This is a genomic window from Streptomyces sp. NPDC046866, assembly GCF_040704625.1.
Classification (GTDB): domain Bacteria; phylum Actinomycetota; class Actinomycetes; order Streptomycetales; family Streptomycetaceae; genus Streptomyces.
Genome location: NZ_JBEYXN010000008.1, coordinates 1 through 17,692 on the forward strand (window position 1 = coordinate 1; position 17,692 = coordinate 17,692).

Consider the following 17,692-nt stretch of genomic DNA (forward strand, 5'->3'; position numbering starts at 1 on the left):
CGGGGCTGCGCCCCCGCACCCCCTTCGGGGGCTCCGCCCCCGCACCCTCCCCCAGCTACCGCTGGGGGTACCCCCAGCGCCTCAAACGCCGGCGGGGCTGGGTTTCCCGCCGGGCGGGGCTGGAATTACCGCGCAGCGGCACAATCCAGCCCGGGCGGCGTTTGAGCGCACCGGGCGCGAAGCGCCCGGGCTTTCAGTCCGCCGGCGCTTGAGGCGGCGGCCCCAGGGCGGAGCCCCGCCCCTCCAGCCCCGCCGGCGTTTGAGGCGGACCGGGTCCGGGCGGGAGCCCGGTTTCGGGAAGGGGCGGGGAGGGGGCTGCTCCGCGCAGCGGCCCCGTACCCGCGGGGGAACGGCCGAGCACGGCCAAGGCCCGGGCCCCGCCCGGCTTCCACCGGACGGAGTCCGGTGCAGCAGGGCGGGGGCGAAGCCCGCAAGGCCGCCCGCGGCCGCGCGGTGCGAGCACCGCATGGAGGAGGGGTCAGTACGGGTGGACGCCCACCGGGTGGGCCGGGGGTGGGCCGTAGCCCTCGGCCACGCGGAGGTGGTACGTCGCGCGGTCGATGACCTCCAGCCCGACGATCTCCCACGGCGGAAGCTGCGCCGAGGAGCGGTGCTCACCCCACAGCCGCAGCGCGACCGCCGCCGCGTCGTGGAGGTCGCGGGCCTCCTCCCAGTACCGGATCTCCGCATGGTCGTCCGCGTACCTGCTGGTCAGCAGGAAGGGGTGGTCGTGGGCCAGCTGCTCCAGCCCGCGCCGCACCTCGCTCAGCGGCGCCGGCTTGCCGGAGACGCTCAGGGTGACGTGCCACAGGCGGGAGACCTCGTCCGGCTCGTCCCCGCCGCCGTTGATGCTGGTCAGGGCTCGTCTCACCAGCCGCCTCCTGTCTGCACCACTGCCTGCGCCGGCGTGTCCGCCCCTCACAGTTGACCAGTCCCGGGCCCGCCGCGCGGCGGTTTTGCAGAACCTCAGCCCTGGAGCAGGACCAGATCGTCCCTGTGGACGACCTCGCGCTCATACTCGGGGCCGAGTTCCCGGGCCAGCTCGCGGGTGGAGCGGCCGAGGAGCTGCGGGAGCTCCTTGGCGTCGAAGTTGACCAGGCCCCGGGCCACGGCGCGCCCGTCGGCCGCCCGCAGCTCGACCGGGTCGCCGGCGACGAAGTCGCCCTCGACGGCCGCGATGCCGGCGGGCAGCAGGGAGCTGCCGCGCTCGGTGACCGCCGCGACGGCGCCGTCGTCCAGCACCAGGTGCCCCTGCGGGGTCGAGGCGTGCTGGAGCCACAGCAGCCGGTCCGCGGAGCGGCGGCCCGTGGCGTGGAAGAAGGTGCCGGTGCCCCGCCCGGCCAGGGCGTCGGCCGCCTGGCTGGCGGAGGTGAGGACGACGGGGATGCCGGCGGCCGCGGCGATCCGGGCCGCCTCGACCTTGGTGACCATGCCGCCGGTGCCGACGCCCGCCTTGCCGGCGCTGCCGATCGAGACGTGGGCGATGTCCTCGGGGCCGCGGACCTCGTCGATGCGGGTGGTGCCGGGCAGCGAGGGGTCGCCGTCGTAGAGGCCGTCCACGTCGGAGAGCAGGACGAGGAGGTCGGCGCGGACGAGGTGGGCGACGAGGGCGGCGAGCCGGTCGTTGTCGCCGAAGCGGATCTCGTCCGTGGCGACGGTGTCGTTCTCGTTGACGACGGGCAGGGCGCCCATGGCCAGCAGTTGGTCCAGGGTCCGGTACGCGTTGCGGTAGTGGGCGCGCCGGCTGGTGTCGTCGGTGGTGAGCAGCACCTGGCCGACGCGGACGCCGTAGCGGGCGAAGGAGGCGGTGTACCGGGCGACGAGCAGGCCCTGTCCGACGCTGGCGGCGGCCTGCTGGCGGGCCAGGTCCTTGGGGCGGCGGGCCAGGCCCAGCGGGGAGAGTCCGGCGGCGATGGCACCGGACGAGACGAGGACGATCTCCTTCTCGCCGCCGCTGCGGGCCTTGGCGAGGACGTCGACCAGGGCGTCCACCCGGTCGGCGTCGAGTCCGCCGGCCGCTGTGGTCAGGGAGGAGGAGCCGACCTTGACCACGATCCTGCGGGCGTCCACGACACCTTGCCTAGCCGCTGACACGTCTGTCCCCTTGCCCCTTGCCGGTATGTCCTGCTGCGCGGGCCGCTGCGCGCGCGTGCCGTCTCAATCTACGGGGTGGGCCGAGACGGCCGCGCGGGGGTTTCAGACCCTGGACTCGGCCGCTTCCGTCCGGTCTTCGGCCGCCGCGGCGCCGCCGCGCCCCGGCACGAGGATCCTGCGGGAGAGCAGGAAGGTGAAGGGGATGGCGACGACCGCCGCGACGAGCGGCGCGATGCGGGTGTCCAGGCCCGCCCACGTCACCAGGGCGTATAGCCCGGCCGACTGGATCACGTAGTTCGTGACGTTGGTCAGCGGGAAGAGCAGGAACTTCTTCCACGTGGGCCGGGTGCGGTAGGTGAAGTAGGTGTTCATGAAGAACGAGCCGACCATCGCCAGCAGGAAGGCGAGGGTGTAGGCGAGGAAGTACGGCATCCACGGGTGCAGGAGCAGGTAGATGCCGAAGAAGGTGCCGGTGTTGACGGCGCCGACGAGGCCGAAGCGGATGATCTGCCCGAGCTGGTCCCTCATGGTCAGCGGGCCTCGCGCTCGGCCGAGACGGTGGTCCTGGACAGGCCGCCCCGCTCGCGCTCCTCGCGCTCCTCGCGCACGTCGGCCGCGCCGCCCACCGCGCCCGCTCCCGGCCGGCCCTGGGCGTCGGCGCCGTGCGCCTCCTTGACCAGGAAGTGCGGCCGGCGCTTGGTCTCGTAGTAGATGCGCCCGATGTACTCGCCGATCAGCCCCAGCATGATCATCTGGAAGCCGCCGATGCCGACGATGATCGCCACGAGGGTGACGTACCCGGGTGCGTCCACCCCGTTGGTCATGGCCGCGACGGCGATCCACACCGCGTACAGGGCGGTAAGCGCCACCAGCGAGACGCCCGCCCAGATCCCGATCCGCAGGGGCCGGTTGTTGAACGAGATGAGCCCGTCCATGGCGTAGTTCAGCAGCGAGCCGAACTTCCACTTGGTCTCGCCGGCCTCGCGCTGCGCGTTGCGGTAGTCGAAGTGGACGGTGTCGAAGCCGATCCAGGAGAAGAGGCCCTTGGAGAAGCGGTTGTACTCCGGCAGCGACAGCAGCGCGTCCACCGCGGGCCGCGACAGCAGGCGGAAGTCGCCCACGCCGTCGGTGAGCTCCACGTCGACCCACCGGTTCACGCCGCGGTAGTAGAGGCGGCTGAGGGCGGAGCGGACCTTCTTGTCGCCCTCGCGGGTGCGGCGGGCGATGATCTGGTCGTGGCCCTGGCGGTAGTAGTCCAGCATGGTCGCGATGAGCTCCGGCGGGTGCTGGAGGTCGGCGTCCATGATCACCACGGCGTCGCCGGTGGCCTCGCGCAGGCCGGCGAGCATGCCGGCCTCCTTGCCGAAGTTGCGGCTGAAGGAGACGTACCGGGTGCGGTCCCCGTGCTCGGCGGCGATCGTGCGGAGCTTGGCGAGGGTGCCGTCGCGGCTGCCGTCGTCGACGTAGCAGACTTCGTACTCGACGGGCAGGGAGTCCAGGACCCTGCGGATCTCGGCGTCGAAGCTGTCGATCACGGCTTCTTCGTTGTAGCAGGGGACTACTACGGACAGCTTCGTCATGAACACTTCCTGCTGGGTCCGAACGGGTGATTGTCGGCGACCGGACCCGCCACACACCTCTTCCTTAGAAGTATGCACGCCGAGCGTCGCACTGCCGGAGCCGAGCGCGACACACGGTAGCTTTGACGGGTTAAGCGGAATGGAACGAAGGGATCGAGGTGCACGTGCCTGACGTCTCCGTGGTCGTCATCGTCTACAACGACGCAGAGCGTCTGCCGACAGCCGTCCGGTCGGTTTTGGACCAGACCCTGCAGGGGGTCGAAGTCGTGATCGTCGACGACTGCAGCAGGGACCGGTCGTACGAGGTCGCCCAGGAGCTCGAAGCCGCGCACCCGGGCCGGGTGCGCGCCTTCCGCCTGCCCGAGAACAGCGGCGGCTGCGGCGCCCCTCGCAACCACGGCATCCAGCAGGCGACCGGCACCTACGTGATGTTCCTGGACAGCGACGACGTGCTCGAGCGCAACGCCTGCCGGAACATGCTCGACGCCGCGGAGCGGACCGGCTCCGACCTGGTCTCCGGCATGTGCGTGCGCGTGCACCTCGACAACCGCTGGGGCAAGACCACCGAGTGGTACCCGTGGATCTACTCCCGCACCCGCACGCTGGAGTCGATCACCGAGTACCCCGACCTGCTGGTCTACGACACGCTCTCCACGAACAAGTGCTACCGGCGCTCCTTCCTGCTGGAGCAGGGCCTGGAGTTCCCGGTCGGCATCCATTACGAGGACCTGCTCTTCTCCGCCCAGGCCTACGTCGCCGCCCGCCGCATCACCCTGATCCCCAACCACGTCTACTACTGGAACGTGGTCGAGAAGGCCGCGGCGAAGTCGATCAGCAACCGGCGCCACGAGATCGCGAACTTCGTCCACCGGATGGAGATCCACCGCCGGGTGGACGAGCTGCTCGCCGCCCACGGCCACACCGACATCAAGACGGCCAAGGACGCCAAGTTCCTCAAGCACGACCTGGTGCTGCACCTGCGCGACCTGCCCCTGCTCGGCGACGCGTACCGCCAGGAGTTCGCCCGCCTCGCCAACGGCTACCTGGCCGGCATCGACCCGGCCGCGTACGACAACGTCACGCACCTCCAGGCGATCTGCGCCTACCTGCTCGGCAAGGAGGACTGGGACAACCTGCTCCCGGCCGCCGACGCGATGACGAACAAGGGCCGGCTGACCTCGCCGCTCGCCGAGCGCGACGGACGCGTCTACTGGTGCGCCGCCCACGTCGACGACCCGGCCGACACCGAGGCCCGCCGCATACTGGACGTCACCGAGCAGGGCTTCCACACCGCCCCGCTCACCTCCCTCGTCCTCGGCAACCGCCTGACCTCCTACGAGGACGACGGCCGCGGCACCGTCACCCTCTCGGGCGCGGTCGTGAACCCGCTGGGCCGGATCACGCCGGACACCGAGCTGAAGGCCACCCTGGAGTTCCGGGCCCGCCGTCAGATCGGCGTGCGCTCCTTCAGCTTCCCGGCGGCAACGGTGCGCCACGCCGGCGACACGATCGAGTGGACCGCCACGGCGGACATCGGCAGCACCGTGCGCCCCCTCGGCATCATCGACGCCGTCTGGGACGTGCGCCTGAAGCTCACCGCGGGCGGCGACCGCCTCACCACCCGCGTCTCGGTCGGCGGCGTCGACCTGGAGTCCGCGGCCCGGCTGCGCGTGCGGCCGCGCCTGACCCGGCTGGTCTCCGACCGCTTCGAGCCGGAGGTGACCAAGAAGGGCAACCTCTCCTACGTCCTGACCGCCGAGGGCGCCGCCGCCGTCCGCACCCAGTCCCTGATCAGCGGCGCCATGCACGGCAAGGCCGCCGGCGTGGTCAAGCGCAGCCTGCGCCGGGCCCTGCGCGCCCGCCGCAACCTGGGCTCGGGCGAGCAGAAGGTGAAGGTCTACCACGAGGTCTTCTCGAAGCTGCCGGTCAAGAAGGGCACGGTCGTCTTCGAGAGCCACATGGGCAAGCAGTACAGCGACAGCCCCAAGGCGATCTACGAGGAGATGGTCCGCCAGGGCGCCCCCTTCGAGGCGGTCTGGTCCTACGCGGGCGCCAAGCCCACCGGCTTCCCCAAGGAAGCCACCCTGGTCAAGCGCTGGAGCTGGCAGTACCTGCGCGCGCTCGCCCAGGCCGAGTACTGGGTCGACAACCAGGGCTTCCCGCTGGCCCTGACCAAGCGCCCCGGCACCACCTACATCCAGACCTGGCACGGCTCCGCGCTCAAGCGGATGGGCTTCCACGAGCCGCGCACCAAGGCCCAGGGGCGCGCCGCCCAGGACCGCTTCCAGGCGGCCGTCAACCGCTTCGACCACTTCCTGGTCCGCTCCGAGCACGACGTGCGCACCCTCGCCAAGGGCTTCCGGCTGCGCGACGAGGTGCTGCTGCGCACCGGCTACCCGCGCAACGACGCCCTCGTCGAGGCGCACCGGGCCGAGGCGCAGAGCGGGGAACGGGTCCGCGGACCGCTCGCCGCCGAGCTGGGCATCGACCCGGACAAGAGGGTCCTGCTGTACGCGCCCACGTTCCGGGCGAGCGCGGACGGCACGGTGGAGGGCTTCGAGTTCCCCTTCGACGTGGAGGAGTTCGCCGACCGGCTCGGCGACCGCTTCACGCTGCTCGTGCGCACCCACTACCTCAACAGCGTCACCCTGCCGCCGTCGGTCGAGGGCCGCGTCATCGACGTGTCCGGGCACCACGACATCACGCCGCTGCTCGCGCTGGCGGACGGACTGGTCACCGACTACTCGTCCGTGATGTTCGACTACGCGGTACTGGACCGGCCGATGCTGTTCTTCGCGTACGACTACGAGAAGTACGCGGGCGACATCCGCGGGACGTACTTCGACCTGAAGGAGAAGGCCCCCGGCCCCGTCGTCGCCACGCCCGACGAACTCTTCCAGGCGGTCGCGGCGTTCGACGAGGCGGACGCGAAGTACGCGGAGGCGCGCCAGCGCTTCCTCGCCGAGTTCGGCGAATACGACCGCGGGGACGCCGCCCGCCAGATCGTCGAGAAGTTCTTCACCAGGAGCGGCAAGTGAGCCAGCAGACCGCCGGGTCCCACGCAGCGGCGGACACCGAACAGCCCCGCGGAGCGGAGCAGCACCGCGGACGCGACATCTTCATCGTCTCCAACAGCGTCGACGAGCTCGGCGGCGTGACGACCTGGTCGCACCAGATGGCCCGGCTCTTCACCGACCGCGGGCACGCGGTGCACCTCGTCGGCATCGCGCCGGTCGCCGAGGAGATCCGGCAGAAGCTGCCGCAGGACCTGCCGTACGCGATGACCACCCTGTACGACACCCACCCGCCCAAGGCGCGCCGCCTGCGCGGAATCAAGGGCCGGCTCAACGCCCCCGAGCGGCGCCGCCAGGCGGCCCGGCGGGCGCTGATGCGGGAGAAGGCGGAGAAGCTGAGCGAGCTGCTGCGCGCGGCCCGGCCCGGCGGCGTCGTGATCGTCACGCAGGTGTGGGCGATGGAGTGGGTGGCGCTCGCCGACACCAAGGGGCTCACCGTCATCGGCATGAGCCACGAGTCCTTCGAGGCCAGCCGCAAGTCCACCCGCGGCGACCGCGTCCGGCGCCACTACGCCCACGTGGACCGGCTGCTGGTGCTCACCCCGGAGGACGCGGACCTGTGGATCCGGGCCGGCATGGAGAACGTCTCCAGCATGCCGAACCCGCTGCCGTTCATGCCGGACTCCCCCGCCCCCCGCACGGAGAAGGTCGTGGCGAGCGTCGGCCGCCTGGCCTTCGAGAAGGGCATGGACCTGCTCCTCGACGCGTGGTCGGAGGCGGCCCCGGCCCACCCCGACTGGGTCCTGCGGATCTACGGCGCGGGCGTGGAGGAGCCGGCGCTGCGGGCCCACTGCACCTCGCTCGGCCTGGACGACTCGGTGGAGTGGATGGGCAGCACCGACGACGTGCTGGGGGCGCTGCGCGGGGCCTCGGTCTTCGCCCAGGCCTCGCGGGCCGAGGGCTTCCCGATCACGCTGCTGGAGGCGATGGCCGCGGGCGTGCCCGTCGCCGCGTTCGACTGCGCGCCGGGCGTACGGGAGATCGTCGAGCACGGCGAGGACGGGCTGCTGGCCCGCCTGGGCAACACGATGGAGCTGGCCGGGCACCTGGACGCGCTGATGTCGGACCGGGAGCTGCGCGACCGGCTCGGCGAGCGGGCCTTCCGCTCCGTGCAGCGGTACTCCGGCAGCGAGATCACCGCCCGCTGGGAGGAGCTGTTCGCGTTCCTCGAGCGCTGAACCGCCGCCGCTGACGCGGTGTGACGCATGTGAAGGAGCCGCCCGCCCGGTCTTGTCCGGGGCGGGCGGCTCCTTCGCGTACGGGGCCCGTCGGCGGCCGAACGGCCTGCCGTCAGCGCTCGGTGTGGTGCACGGCGCCCTTGCGGTTGGCCTCCCAGCCCGCCCAGGCGGAGGTGATCATCTCGCGGACGTCGTGCCGGGCCTTCCAGCCCAGCACGGCGTGGATCCGGTCCGCCGAGGCGACGACCTTCGCCGGGTCGCCCGGGCGGCGCGGCACGACGACCGGCTCGTGGTCGTGCCCGGTGGCCTCGTTCAGCAGCGCGGCCATCTCCCGCACGGAGACGCCCTCGCCGCGGCCGATGTTGACGGTGAGGTCCTTGTAGTCGCCGGCCGCGCCCCACTCGGCGAGCTTGCGGGCCGCCGCGACGTGCGCCTCGGCCAGGTCCTCGACGTGGATGTAGTCGCGGATGCAGGTGCCGTCCGGCGTCGGGTAGTCGTCGCCGAAGATGCGCGCGCCCTCGCCCTTGTCGAAGCGCTCGAAGACCATCGGGACCAGGTTGAAGACCCCGGTGTCCGCGAGCTCGGGGGCGGCGGCGCCCGCCACGTTGAAGTACCGCAGGCAGGCCGTGGAGATGCCGTGCGCCTTGCCGGCTGCGCGGACCAGCCACTCGCCGGCGAGCTTGGTCTCGCCGTACGGGCTCATCGGCGCGCACGGGGTGTCCTCGGTGACCAGCTCCACGTCCGGCATGCCGTACACCGAGGCGGAGGAGGAGAAGAGGAAGTTGCGCACGCCCGCCGCGGCCACCGCCCCGAGCAGGACCTGCAGGCCCTCCACGTTCTCGTGGTAGTAGTACAGCGGCTTCTCGACGGACTCGCCGACCTGCTTCTTGCCCGCCAGGTGGACCACGCCGGTGATCTTGTGCTCCCGGATGGCCTCGTCCAGGACCAGCCGGTCCAGGACCGAGCCGATCACCAGCGGGACGCCCTCCGGTACCCGGTCCTCGTTGCCCGTGGAGAGGTCGTCGAACACGACGACCTTCTCTCCCGCGAGCAGCATCGCGCGGACGACGTGCGAGCCGATGTAGCCGGCGCCACCGGTGATCAGAAATGTCATGCGTTTCTCCCGAGGAGCACCCGCGGACCCGGTCCGAGGGGCTGTCCGTTGATCCTTTCCGACGGCCCGTGAGGGCCGCCGGACCGACTTCATCCCGCCCCTCGGCCTGCCCGGGCCCGGTGGAGGCGGTTGCGTACGAGGCTCAGTGCGCCCGCAGCGCCCGGCGCGAGCCGCAGGGCCAGGGACCCTCCGCCCGTGCGGAACGGCTGCGCCAGCAGCACACCGTACCTGCTGCTGGGCAGCGCCCTGCGGTGCAGCAGCGCGTCGAGGGGGCGCGGGGAGGTGACCAGGGAGCTGCCGTCGGCGAACTCCACCTCCACCTGCACGCCCCACGCCTGCATGCCGCGCCGGCCCTGGCGGCGCCCGGCGGCGGCCACGGCGGTGAGGTGGAACGGCACGTCGCAGCTCCAGGCGTCGCCCTCCGGGGCGGGGCGCAGCTCCACCGGCCGGTCCAGGACGGGTTCGCCCCCCGAGCGCGGCTCGAAGCGGAGGCGGGCGGTGCGCGGTCCGGCCGCGGCGAGCCGCCCGTACAGGTCGTGCAGGCGCAGCCGGAGCCCGCCCGGGCCCGCGGGGCCGGCGTCGACGGTGACGGGCAGCTCGGCGAGCGGCAGCCCGGCCAGGCCGTCGAGGGCGACCGGGAGCTCCGCGCTCCACACGGGCACGGCGTCCGGGCCGGTGGCGTACGGGGGCAGCAGGCGCGGCGGCTCGGCGGCGAAGCGGGTGAGCCGCTCGACGTCGGCGGGCGGGACCGGGCTCGCCTGCAGGACGCGGACGATCCAGCGGGCGTGCGCCCCGGCGGCCTCGATGACGGCGTCGTCGAAGCCGGCGAGGTAGGCGCGGGTCAGGGCCCACCAGGCGGCCTGGTACTCGGGGTCGCGGCCGAGCTCGCGCAGGTACATGCGCAGGTCGTACTCGAGGAACTTCACCTGGCAGGCGCGGCCCAGTTCGGCGGAGGACTCCGCGATGATCCGGGCGGCGGCGCGGTGGGCCTCGATGCGGGAGCGCCAGTTCGAGACGTCCTTGCGGTCCAGGGAGATCGACACCTGGGCGGCGCTGCGGCGCACGTGCCACACGTAGACGAGGTCGCCGATGACGGCGATGCGGGGGGCCGCGGCCAGAACGCGGGCGGTGAAGACGAAGTCCTCGTAGACGAACCGGCCGTCGGGGAAGCGGATCGCGTGCTTCTCCAGGAAGGACCGCTCGTACAGCTTGTTGACGCAGAGGGTGTCGCGGACCAGCTCGGGCCGGTCGGACGGCCGGTCGATGACGTCGCCCGGGGTGTAGAGGCCGGGCATCCAGGGCACGTCGTGGTACTGCGGGAGCTCCCGGCGTACGCAGGCGCCGACGGTCACCGGTGCCCGGTGCTCCTCGGCGGCGCGCACCAGGGCCTCGGCCGCGCCCGGGGGCAGGACGTCGTCGCTGTCGAGGAACAGGACGTACGGGGCCGTGGCGACCGCGATCCCGTCGTTGCGCGGGGTGCCGCATCCGCCGCTGTTCTCCGTGCGGTGGACGACCTTGAGGCGGGGGTGGACGGCGGCCAGCTCGTCCAGGACCCGTGCGGTGCCGTCGGACGAGGCGTCGTTGACGGCGATGACCTCGGCCACGACCGGGCCCTGGGCGAGCGCCGAGGTGACGGCCTCGCCCACGAGCGCGGCGTCGTTGTACGCGATCACGACGACGGAGACGCTGGGAGGAATGGTGCTGCTCACCCGTGGATCCTAGGCGACACGGGTGAACATCACCTCAACTGCGCCGTCCGTGTGAAGGAGCGGTACAGAACCAGGACAAAAGCCGGTCAGGAGCAGGCCGAATCCGACCGCAAGCGGCCGGAAACCGGTCAGAACGGCCGGAACTCGTCGTACTCCTGCTGCGCCGAGTCCTTGCGGCGCGCTTCCTTCTCCTTGCGGCGCTGGGTGGCCGGGCGCGGGGCCTCCATGCGGTGGTCCTCGCCGCGGCGGCCCAGCATCTCGGCGCCGGCCATCATCGAGGGCTCCCAGTCGAAGACGACCGCGTTGTCGTCCGAGCCGATGGCCACGCCGTCGCCGGCGCGGGCGCCGACCTTCAGCAGCTGGTCCTCGACGCCGAGGCGGTTGAGGCGGTCGGCCAGGTACCCGACGGCCTCGTCGTTGTTGAAGTCGGTCTGGCGCACCCAGCGCTCCGGCTTCTCGCCGCGCACGCGGTAGACGTCCTCCGCCTCGTCGTAGGTGACGGTGAAGCCGGTCTCGTCGACCGCCTTCGGGCGGATGACGATGCGGGTCGCCTCCTGCTTCGGCTTGCGGGCGCGCGCCTTGGCGACGACCTCGGCGAGGAAGTAGGAGAGCTCCTTCAGGCCGGTGCGGGCGACCGCGGAGACCTCGAAGACCTTGTAGCCGCGCGCCTCCAGGTCGGGGCGGATCATGTCCGCGAGCTCCTGGCCGTCGGGGATGTCGACCTTGTTGAGCACGACCAGGCGCGGCCGGGTCTCCAGGCCGCCGCCGTACTGCTTGAGCTCCTCCTCGATGACGTCGAGGTCGGAGACGGGGTCGCGGTCGGACTCCAGGGTGGCGGTGTCCAGGACGTGCACCAGCACCGAGCAGCGCTCGACGTGGCGCAGGAACTCCAGGCCCAGGCCCTTGCCCTGGCTGGCGCCCGGGATCAGGCCGGGGACGTCGGCGATCGTGTACACGGTCGAGCCGGCCGTGACCACGCCCAGGTTCGGCACGAGGGTGGTGAACGGGTAGTCCGCGATCTTCGGCTTGGCGGCGGAGAGCACCGAGATCAGCGAGGACTTGCCGGCGCTGGGGAAGCCGACCAGCGCCACGTCCGCGACGGTCTTCAGCTCCAGGACGATGTCGCCGGTGGCGCCGGGCACGCCGAGGAGCGCGAAGCCGGGCGCCTTGCGGCGGGCCGAGGCGAGCGCCGCGTTGCCGAGGCCGCCGCGGCCGCCCTCGGCGGCGACGTAGGTGGTGCCCTGGCCGACGAGGTCGGCGAGCACGTTGCCCTGCTTGTCGAGGACGACGGTGCCGTCCGGGACCGGCAGGACCAGGTCCTGGCCGTCCTTGCCGGAGCGGTTGCCGCCCTCGCCGGGCTTGCCGTTGGTGGCCTTGCGGTGGGGGCTGTGGTGGTAGTCGAGCAGCGTCGTGACCGACTGGTCGACGACCAGGATCACATCGCCGCCGCGGCCGCCGTTGCCGCCGTCCGGGCCGCCGAGCGGCTTGAACTTCTCCCGGTGCACGGAGGCGCAGCCGTGGCCCCCGTTACCCGCGGCGACGTGCAGCTCGACGCGGTCCACGAAGGTGGTCATGGGTGTTCCTCCAGATACAGACGGGATGTCCCGGACAGGCCTTGCTGTCCATTAAACGTGTGTACGTGCAAACGCGCCGAGGGCGGACCTCTCTTCCCGGCCTGCGCCGGGAAGAGCTGAGATCCGCCCTCGGGACGTTACGAACGCTTGATCAGCGGAAGCTGGATCAGGCGGCCGGAACGATGTTCACGACCTTGCGGCCACGGTGCGTGCCGAACTGCACGGCACCGGCCTGCAGCGCGAACAGCGTGTCGTCGCCACCACGGCCGACACCGGCGCCGGGGTGGAAGTGGGTGCCGCGCTGGCGGACCAGGATCTCACCAGCGTTGACGACCTGACCGCCGAAGCGCTTCACGCCGAGCCGCTGGGCATTGGAATCGCGACCGTTCCGGGTGGACGATGCGCCCTTCTTGTGTGCCATTGCTCAGTCCCTCTTTACTTCGCGGCCGTCGGGATAGCGGTGACCTTGATCGCCGTGTACTGCTGACGGTGACCCTGGCGACGGCGGTAGCCGGTCTTGTTCTTGTAGCGCAGGATGTCGATCTTGGCGCCCTTGTGGTGGTCCACGACCTCGGCCTGGACCTTGATGCCGGCCAGGACCCACGGGTCGGAGGTCACGGCGTCGCCGTCGACAACGAGCAGGGTCGAGAGCTCGACCGTGTCGCCAACCTTGGCAGTGGAAATCTTGTCAACCTCAACGATGTCGCCGACAGCAACCTTGTGCTGGCGACCACCGCTGCGCACGATGGCGTACACGCGGATCTCTCTCTCGCTCGATGGGAACCCCTGAAGCCAGCCGTCCCCCGCCGAACGCGAGGCGGCCTCCCCCGCGCCGCGCAGCGGCTCGGGAGGTGAGGTGCTCAGTGGCTGGCGTGCACGTAGACACGCCGACGTGCAAGGTTACGCGGCGGAGGTTTAAGAGGTCAAACCGGGCCCGTCCAGGCCGCGCGCCCACGTCACGGGCCGCCAGGCAGCCAGGTCCAGCGCCGCGGTGGCGAACGCCCCGTCCACGGCCGCGACGACGTCGTACGGCTCCTCGACCAGCGGGGACCCCATCTCGCGCAGGTCCTCGGCCCGCAGGTGGTGCACCCGGCCCCCGCGGGCCCGGAACGCCTCGCTCTGCTCGGCGAACGCGGCGGCGTCGCGCGGCCCGAACACCACCCACGGCGCCACCGGCCGGCCGAGGTCGAACGGCGCGGTCCGCCCGCCCGGCCGGCCCGCACTCCGGCTCCCGCTGTCGAAGCCCTCGACCGGGTAGCGGCCCATGCCGGGTGTGCCTCCCCATGCGCGGGGTGGGTGCGGGTACGGGACTGCCCCGGCCCCGGAGCGGGGCCGGGGCAGTCCCGGTGGTGACGCGGATCAGGCGTCGGCGTCCACGGCGGGCTCCGCCGCGGCGGCCTTCTTGGTCGCCTTCTTCGCCGTCGTCTTCTTCGCCGTCGTCTTCTTGGCGGCGGTCTTCTTGGCCGTCGTCGTCTTCTTCGCGGCGGCCTTCTTCGCCGGGGCCTTCTTGGCGGCCGTCTTGCGGGCCGTCTTCTTGGCCGGGGCCGCCTCCTCCGCCGCCGGGGCCTCGGCCTCGGCGGCCTCGGGGGCCTCCGCGGCCGGGGCGGGCTCCGGCGCCGTCTCGACGACCACCACCGCCGCCTCCGCTCCGGCCGGGGACCCGGCGGGCGCGGTGGCCTTGCGGGTGGCGCGGCGCCGCGGACGGGCCGGGGCGGGCTCGGCGGCGGGGGCCTCGGCGGGTGCCGCGACCTCCTCCACCGCCGGGGCCTCGGCCTCGGGGGCCTCAGGGGCCTCCGCGACCGGCGTGACCGGCTCCGGCTGCGGCTCCGGCTCGGCCTCGGCCGCCGGCTCCACGACGGGCGCGGTCGCCTTGCGCGTGGCACGGCGGCGCGTACGGGCCTTCGGCGCGGCCTCCTCCGCCGCCGGGGCGGGAGCGGCCTCGACCGTCTCCGCCGCGGCCACGGCCTCGGCCACGGCCTCCGCGGCCGGCTCCAGCACCGTGTCGGCGGGCTCGGTCACCGGCTCGGCCGCGATCTCGACCTCGACCGGGACGGCCTCCACGACCGGGGCGGGAGCAGCGGCAGCACGCGGGGCGCCCGCCGCAGCGGTCGCCTTGCGCGTGGCGCGGCGGCGGTTGCGGCGGCTGCTGATGCCCGCCGCGGCCTCCGCCTCGGCGATGCTGCCGTACAGCTCCTCGTCCGGGGAGAACGCCGGCTCGGGCAGCGCCACCGGCGCGGCGAGCTCGGCGGCCACCTCGGCCTCGGTCTCCACCTCGGTCTCGGCGACGGCCTCGGCGCTCTCCACGGCCTCGACGGCCTCGGCTGCCTCCACCTCGTGCTCGTGCTCGTGGCCCCGGCCGCCGCGGCGCTTGGCCCGCTTGCCGCCGTTGCCGGCCGCCGTGGCCGTGTCCATGTGGACGATCACACCGCGCCCGTTGCAGTGGACGCAGGTCTCCGAGAAGGACTCCAGCAGGCCCTGGCCCACCCGCTTGCGGGTCATCTGGACCAGGCCCAGCGAGGTCACCTCGGCGACCTGGTGCTTCGTACGGTCACGGCCCAGGCACTCCAGCATCCGCCGCAGGACCAGGTCGCGATTGGACTCCAGGACCATGTCGATGAAGTCGATGACGACGATGCCGCCCAGGTCGCGCAGCCGCAGCTGGCGCACGATCTCCTCGGCCGCCTCCAGGTTGTTCCGGGTGACGGTCTCCTCGAGGTTGCCGCCCTGACCGGTGAACTTGCCGGTGTTGACGTCGATGACGACCATCGCCTCGGTCTTGTCGATCACGAGGGAGCCGCCGGAGGGCAGCCACACCTTGCGGTCGAGCGCCTTGGCGAGCTGCTCGTCGATCCGGTACGTCGCGAAGACGTCCACCTCGGAGGTCCAGCGCGAGAGCCGGTCGGCCAGGTCGGGGGCGACGTGCGACACGTACCCGTGGATGGTCTCCCAGGCGCTGTCGCCGCTGACGATGACCTTCGAGAAGTCCTCGTTGAAGATGTCGCGCACGACGCGGACGGTCATGTCCGGCTCGCCGTACAGCAGGCTCGGCGACGAGGTCGTGATCTGCTTCGACTTCTTCTGGATGTCCTCCCACTGCGCCTGCAGGCGCTCGACGTCGCGGCGCAGCTCGTCCTCGCTCGCGCCCTCGGCGGCGGTGCGCACGATGACGCCCGCGTCCTCGGGGACGATCTTCTTGAGGATGGTCTTCAGGCGCGCGCGCTCGGTGTCGGGCAGCTTGCGGCTGATGCCGGTCATCGAGCCCTCGGGCACGTAGACCAGGTAGCGGCCGGGCAGCGAGACCTGCGAGGTCAGGCGGGCGCCCTTGTGGCCGATCGGGTCCTTGGTGACCTGGACCAGCACGGACTGGCCGGACTTCAGGGCGGACTCGATGCGGCGCGGCCCGTTGGCCAGGCCAAGCGCCTCGAAGTTGACCTCGCCGGCGTACAGGACGGCGTTGCGGCCCTTGCCGATGTCGATGAACGCGGCCTCCATCGACGGCAGCACGTTCTGGACCTTGCCCAGGTAGACGTTGCCGACGTACGAGGTGGCCTCTTCCTTGTTGACGTAGTGCTCGACGAGCACGTTGTCCTCGAGGACGCCGATCTGGGTGCGCTCGCCGCTCTGGCGGACGACCATCACGCGCTCGACGGCCTCGCGGCGCGCCAGGAACTCGGCCTCGGTGATGATCGGCACGCGGCGGCGGCCCTGCTCGCGGCCCTCGCGGCGGCGCTGCTTCTTCGCCTCCAGACGCGTCGAGCCCTTGATGGACTGGACCTCGTCGGACGATTCGGCCTTCTCGCGCGCCGGGCGCGGCTCGCGGACCTTGACGACGGTACGGACGCCGTCCTCCTCGCCGGCCTCGGCCTCGGCGGCGTCACCGCTACGGCGGCGGCGGCGACGGCGACGGCGGCTGGAGGCGGAGCCCAGGGCGCCGGCCTCACCGGCCTCGTCGCCCTCCTCCTCGTCCTCCTCGGCCTCGGCGCCCTCGTGCTCGGCGGCGGCCTCGGCCTCCTCCTCGGCGGCCTCGTCCAGGTCGGCGGCCTCACCGCGGCGGCGGCGACGGCCACCGCGACGGCGGCGGCGCGAGGGGCGCTCGCCCGACTCGTCGCCCTCTTCGGCCTCTTCCTCCTCCAGCTCGGCGGCCTCGGCCTCGAGCTCCTCCTCCGGCTCGGCGACCGGGGCGGCCTCGACCGCACCGCGGCCGCGGCGACGGCGGCGGCCGGCGGGCTGCGGGGCGGGGGCCTCGGCGGCCTCGGCCTCGAGCTCGGCCTCCTCCTCGGCTTCCTCGGCCTCGGCCTCGGCGGCGGCGGCCGCGGCGGCGAGGGCCGCGGTCTCCGGGGTCTGGAACATCGGCTCGGCGAACACCGGCGCCTGGAACACGGGCACGGCGGGACGCGCGGCGCGGCGGGCGCGGGCCGGGGCGGCGGGCTCCTCGGCCGGGGCCTCGGGCTGCGCGGGGGCGGCCGGGGCAGCCGGGGCGGCGGAGCGGGTGGCACGGCGGCGGCCGCGCTTCGGCGCGTCCACGGCGTCGGCGACGGTGAAGGCCGGCTTCGGGGCCTCCTCGGCCGCGGGCTCGGGGGCAGCGGCAGCGGCAGCGGGCTCGGCGGCAGCGGTCTCGGCGACCGGCGCGGCCGCGGCACGGGTCGCACGGCGGCGGGTACGCGGCGCCGGAGCAGCGGCCTCGGCCGGCTCCTCCACGGCAGCCGGAGCCTCGACCACGACCTCGGCCGCAGCCGGAGCAGCAGCCGCCTCGGCGACCGGCGCGGCCGCGGCACGGGTCGCACGGCGGCGGGTGCGCGGCGCCGGAGCAGCAGCCTCGGCCGGCTCCTCGGCGGCAGCGGGGGCCGGGGCCTCGGTGACGGCCTCGGCGGCGGCCGGGGCGGCAGCGGTCTCGGCGACCGGCGCGGCCGCGGCACGGGTCGCACGACGGCGGGTGCGCGGCGCCGGAGCAGCGGCCTCGGCCGGCTCCTCGGCGGCAGCAGGGGCCTCGACCACGACGGCCTCGGCGGCCGCAGCGGTGGGCGTGGCGACGGCACGGGTGGCACGGCGGCGCGGGCGGGCCGGGGCGGCGCTCGGCGCGGCTTCCTGGGCGGGGGCGGCCGGGGCGGCCTCGGTCACCTCGGCGGCCGGAGCGGCAACGGGCGCGCCGGGCGGGCCCGCGGGCCGCGACGCGGCACGGCGGCGCCTGCGCGGCGGCAGGTTGTCGCTCGGGCTGTCGTTGCCGGCGGCGGTGATGTCGTTCTCGTTGTTGTTGAGCATGCGGGCGGTTCTCCCGTCACGCTCCCGGGCGCCGCGGCTGACGTCCGGTCCGGCGCGGCACCGCGCGATCACGCGGTGCCGGCCTCCGGGGCGCGTTCGCCACTCGGGAG

13 protein-coding genes are annotated in these 17,692 nt (G+C 73.2%); 2 read left to right on the plus strand and 11 right to left on the minus strand.

Annotated features, from left to right (window positions below; all coding sequences use genetic code 11):
* Positions 1–478: 478 nt before the first annotated feature.
* From AB0953_RS14330 to AB0953_RS14345, 4 genes are all read right to left on the minus strand, one after another.
* Positions 479–874, minus strand: coding sequence for a hypothetical protein (locus tag AB0953_RS14330; protein ID WP_366859968.1), 396 nt, complete (start codon positions 872–874; stop codon positions 479–481).
* Positions 875–966: 92 nt separating this feature from the next.
* Positions 967–2,094, minus strand: a complete 1,128-nt coding sequence (proB, locus tag AB0953_RS14335) for a glutamate 5-kinase (protein ID WP_366859765.1) — start codon at positions 2,092–2,094, stop codon at positions 967–969.
* A gap of 102 nt (positions 2,095–2,196) precedes the next feature.
* Positions 2,197–2,622 (minus strand): GtrA family protein, encoded by a 426-nt coding sequence (locus AB0953_RS14340; protein ID WP_366859766.1) that lies wholly within the window; start codon positions 2,620–2,622, stop codon positions 2,197–2,199.
* A gap of 2 nt (positions 2,623–2,624) precedes the next feature.
* A complete protein-coding gene (locus AB0953_RS14345; RefSeq protein WP_366859767.1) occupies positions 2,625–3,674 on the minus strand; it encodes a glycosyltransferase family 2 protein in 1,050 nt (349 codons plus the stop codon).
* 158 nt (positions 3,675–3,832) lie between these two features.
* Between AB0953_RS14345 and AB0953_RS14350 the strand changes: the two genes are divergently transcribed.
* Together AB0953_RS14350 and AB0953_RS14355 are read left to right on the plus strand one after the other, a co-directional pair.
* Positions 3,833–6,712 carry a bifunctional glycosyltransferase family 2 protein/CDP-glycerol:glycerophosphate glycerophosphotransferase gene (locus tag AB0953_RS14350; protein WP_366859768.1) on the plus strand — a complete coding sequence of 960 codons (2,880 nt, stop codon included), beginning with the start codon at positions 3,833–3,835 and terminating at the stop codon, positions 6,710–6,712.
* A gap of 77 nt (positions 6,713–6,789) precedes the next feature.
* Complete coding sequence (locus tag AB0953_RS14355; protein ID WP_366859969.1) at positions 6,790–7,926, plus strand: glycosyltransferase; 1,137 nt, start codon at positions 6,790–6,792, stop codon at positions 7,924–7,926.
* Between the two features lie 112 nt (positions 7,927–8,038).
* Here AB0953_RS14355 and galE read toward each other — a convergent pair whose 3' ends face one another.
* From galE to AB0953_RS14390, 7 genes are all read right to left on the minus strand, one after another.
* Complete coding sequence (gene galE, locus AB0953_RS14360; protein ID WP_366859769.1) at positions 8,039–9,040, minus strand: UDP-glucose 4-epimerase GalE; 1,002 nt, start codon at positions 9,038–9,040, stop codon at positions 8,039–8,041.
* An 89-nt stretch (positions 9,041–9,129) separates the two neighbouring features.
* The gene (locus AB0953_RS14365) at positions 9,130–10,749 is read right to left on the minus strand and encodes a glycosyltransferase family 2 protein (protein WP_366859770.1); all 1,620 of its coding nucleotides are present in this window, start codon (positions 10,747–10,749) and stop codon (positions 9,130–9,132) included.
* 128 nt (positions 10,750–10,877) lie between these two features.
* Positions 10,878–12,323, minus strand: a complete 1,446-nt coding sequence (obgE, locus tag AB0953_RS14370) for a GTPase ObgE (RefSeq protein ID WP_366859771.1) — start codon at positions 12,321–12,323, stop codon at positions 10,878–10,880.
* 166 nt (positions 12,324–12,489) lie between these two features.
* Positions 12,490–12,744 carry a 50S ribosomal protein L27 gene (gene rpmA, locus AB0953_RS14375; RefSeq protein ID WP_093477705.1) on the minus strand — a complete coding sequence of 85 codons (255 nt, stop codon included), beginning with the start codon at positions 12,742–12,744 and terminating at the stop codon, positions 12,490–12,492.
* Positions 12,745–12,758: 14 nt separating this feature from the next.
* On the minus strand, positions 12,759–13,079 hold the full coding sequence (gene rplU, locus AB0953_RS14380) for a 50S ribosomal protein L21 (protein WP_017944922.1): 321 nt from the start codon (positions 13,077–13,079) through the stop codon (positions 12,759–12,761).
* 159 nt (positions 13,080–13,238) lie between these two features.
* Positions 13,239–13,589 carry a hypothetical protein gene (locus tag AB0953_RS14385; protein WP_366859772.1) on the minus strand — a complete coding sequence of 117 codons (351 nt, stop codon included), beginning with the start codon at positions 13,587–13,589 and terminating at the stop codon, positions 13,239–13,241.
* A 93-nt stretch (positions 13,590–13,682) separates the two neighbouring features.
* The gene (locus tag AB0953_RS14390; protein ID WP_366859773.1) at positions 13,683–17,582 is read right to left on the minus strand and encodes an Rne/Rng family ribonuclease; all 3,900 of its coding nucleotides are present in this window, start codon (positions 17,580–17,582) and stop codon (positions 13,683–13,685) included.
* Positions 17,583–17,692 lie beyond the last annotated feature (110 nt).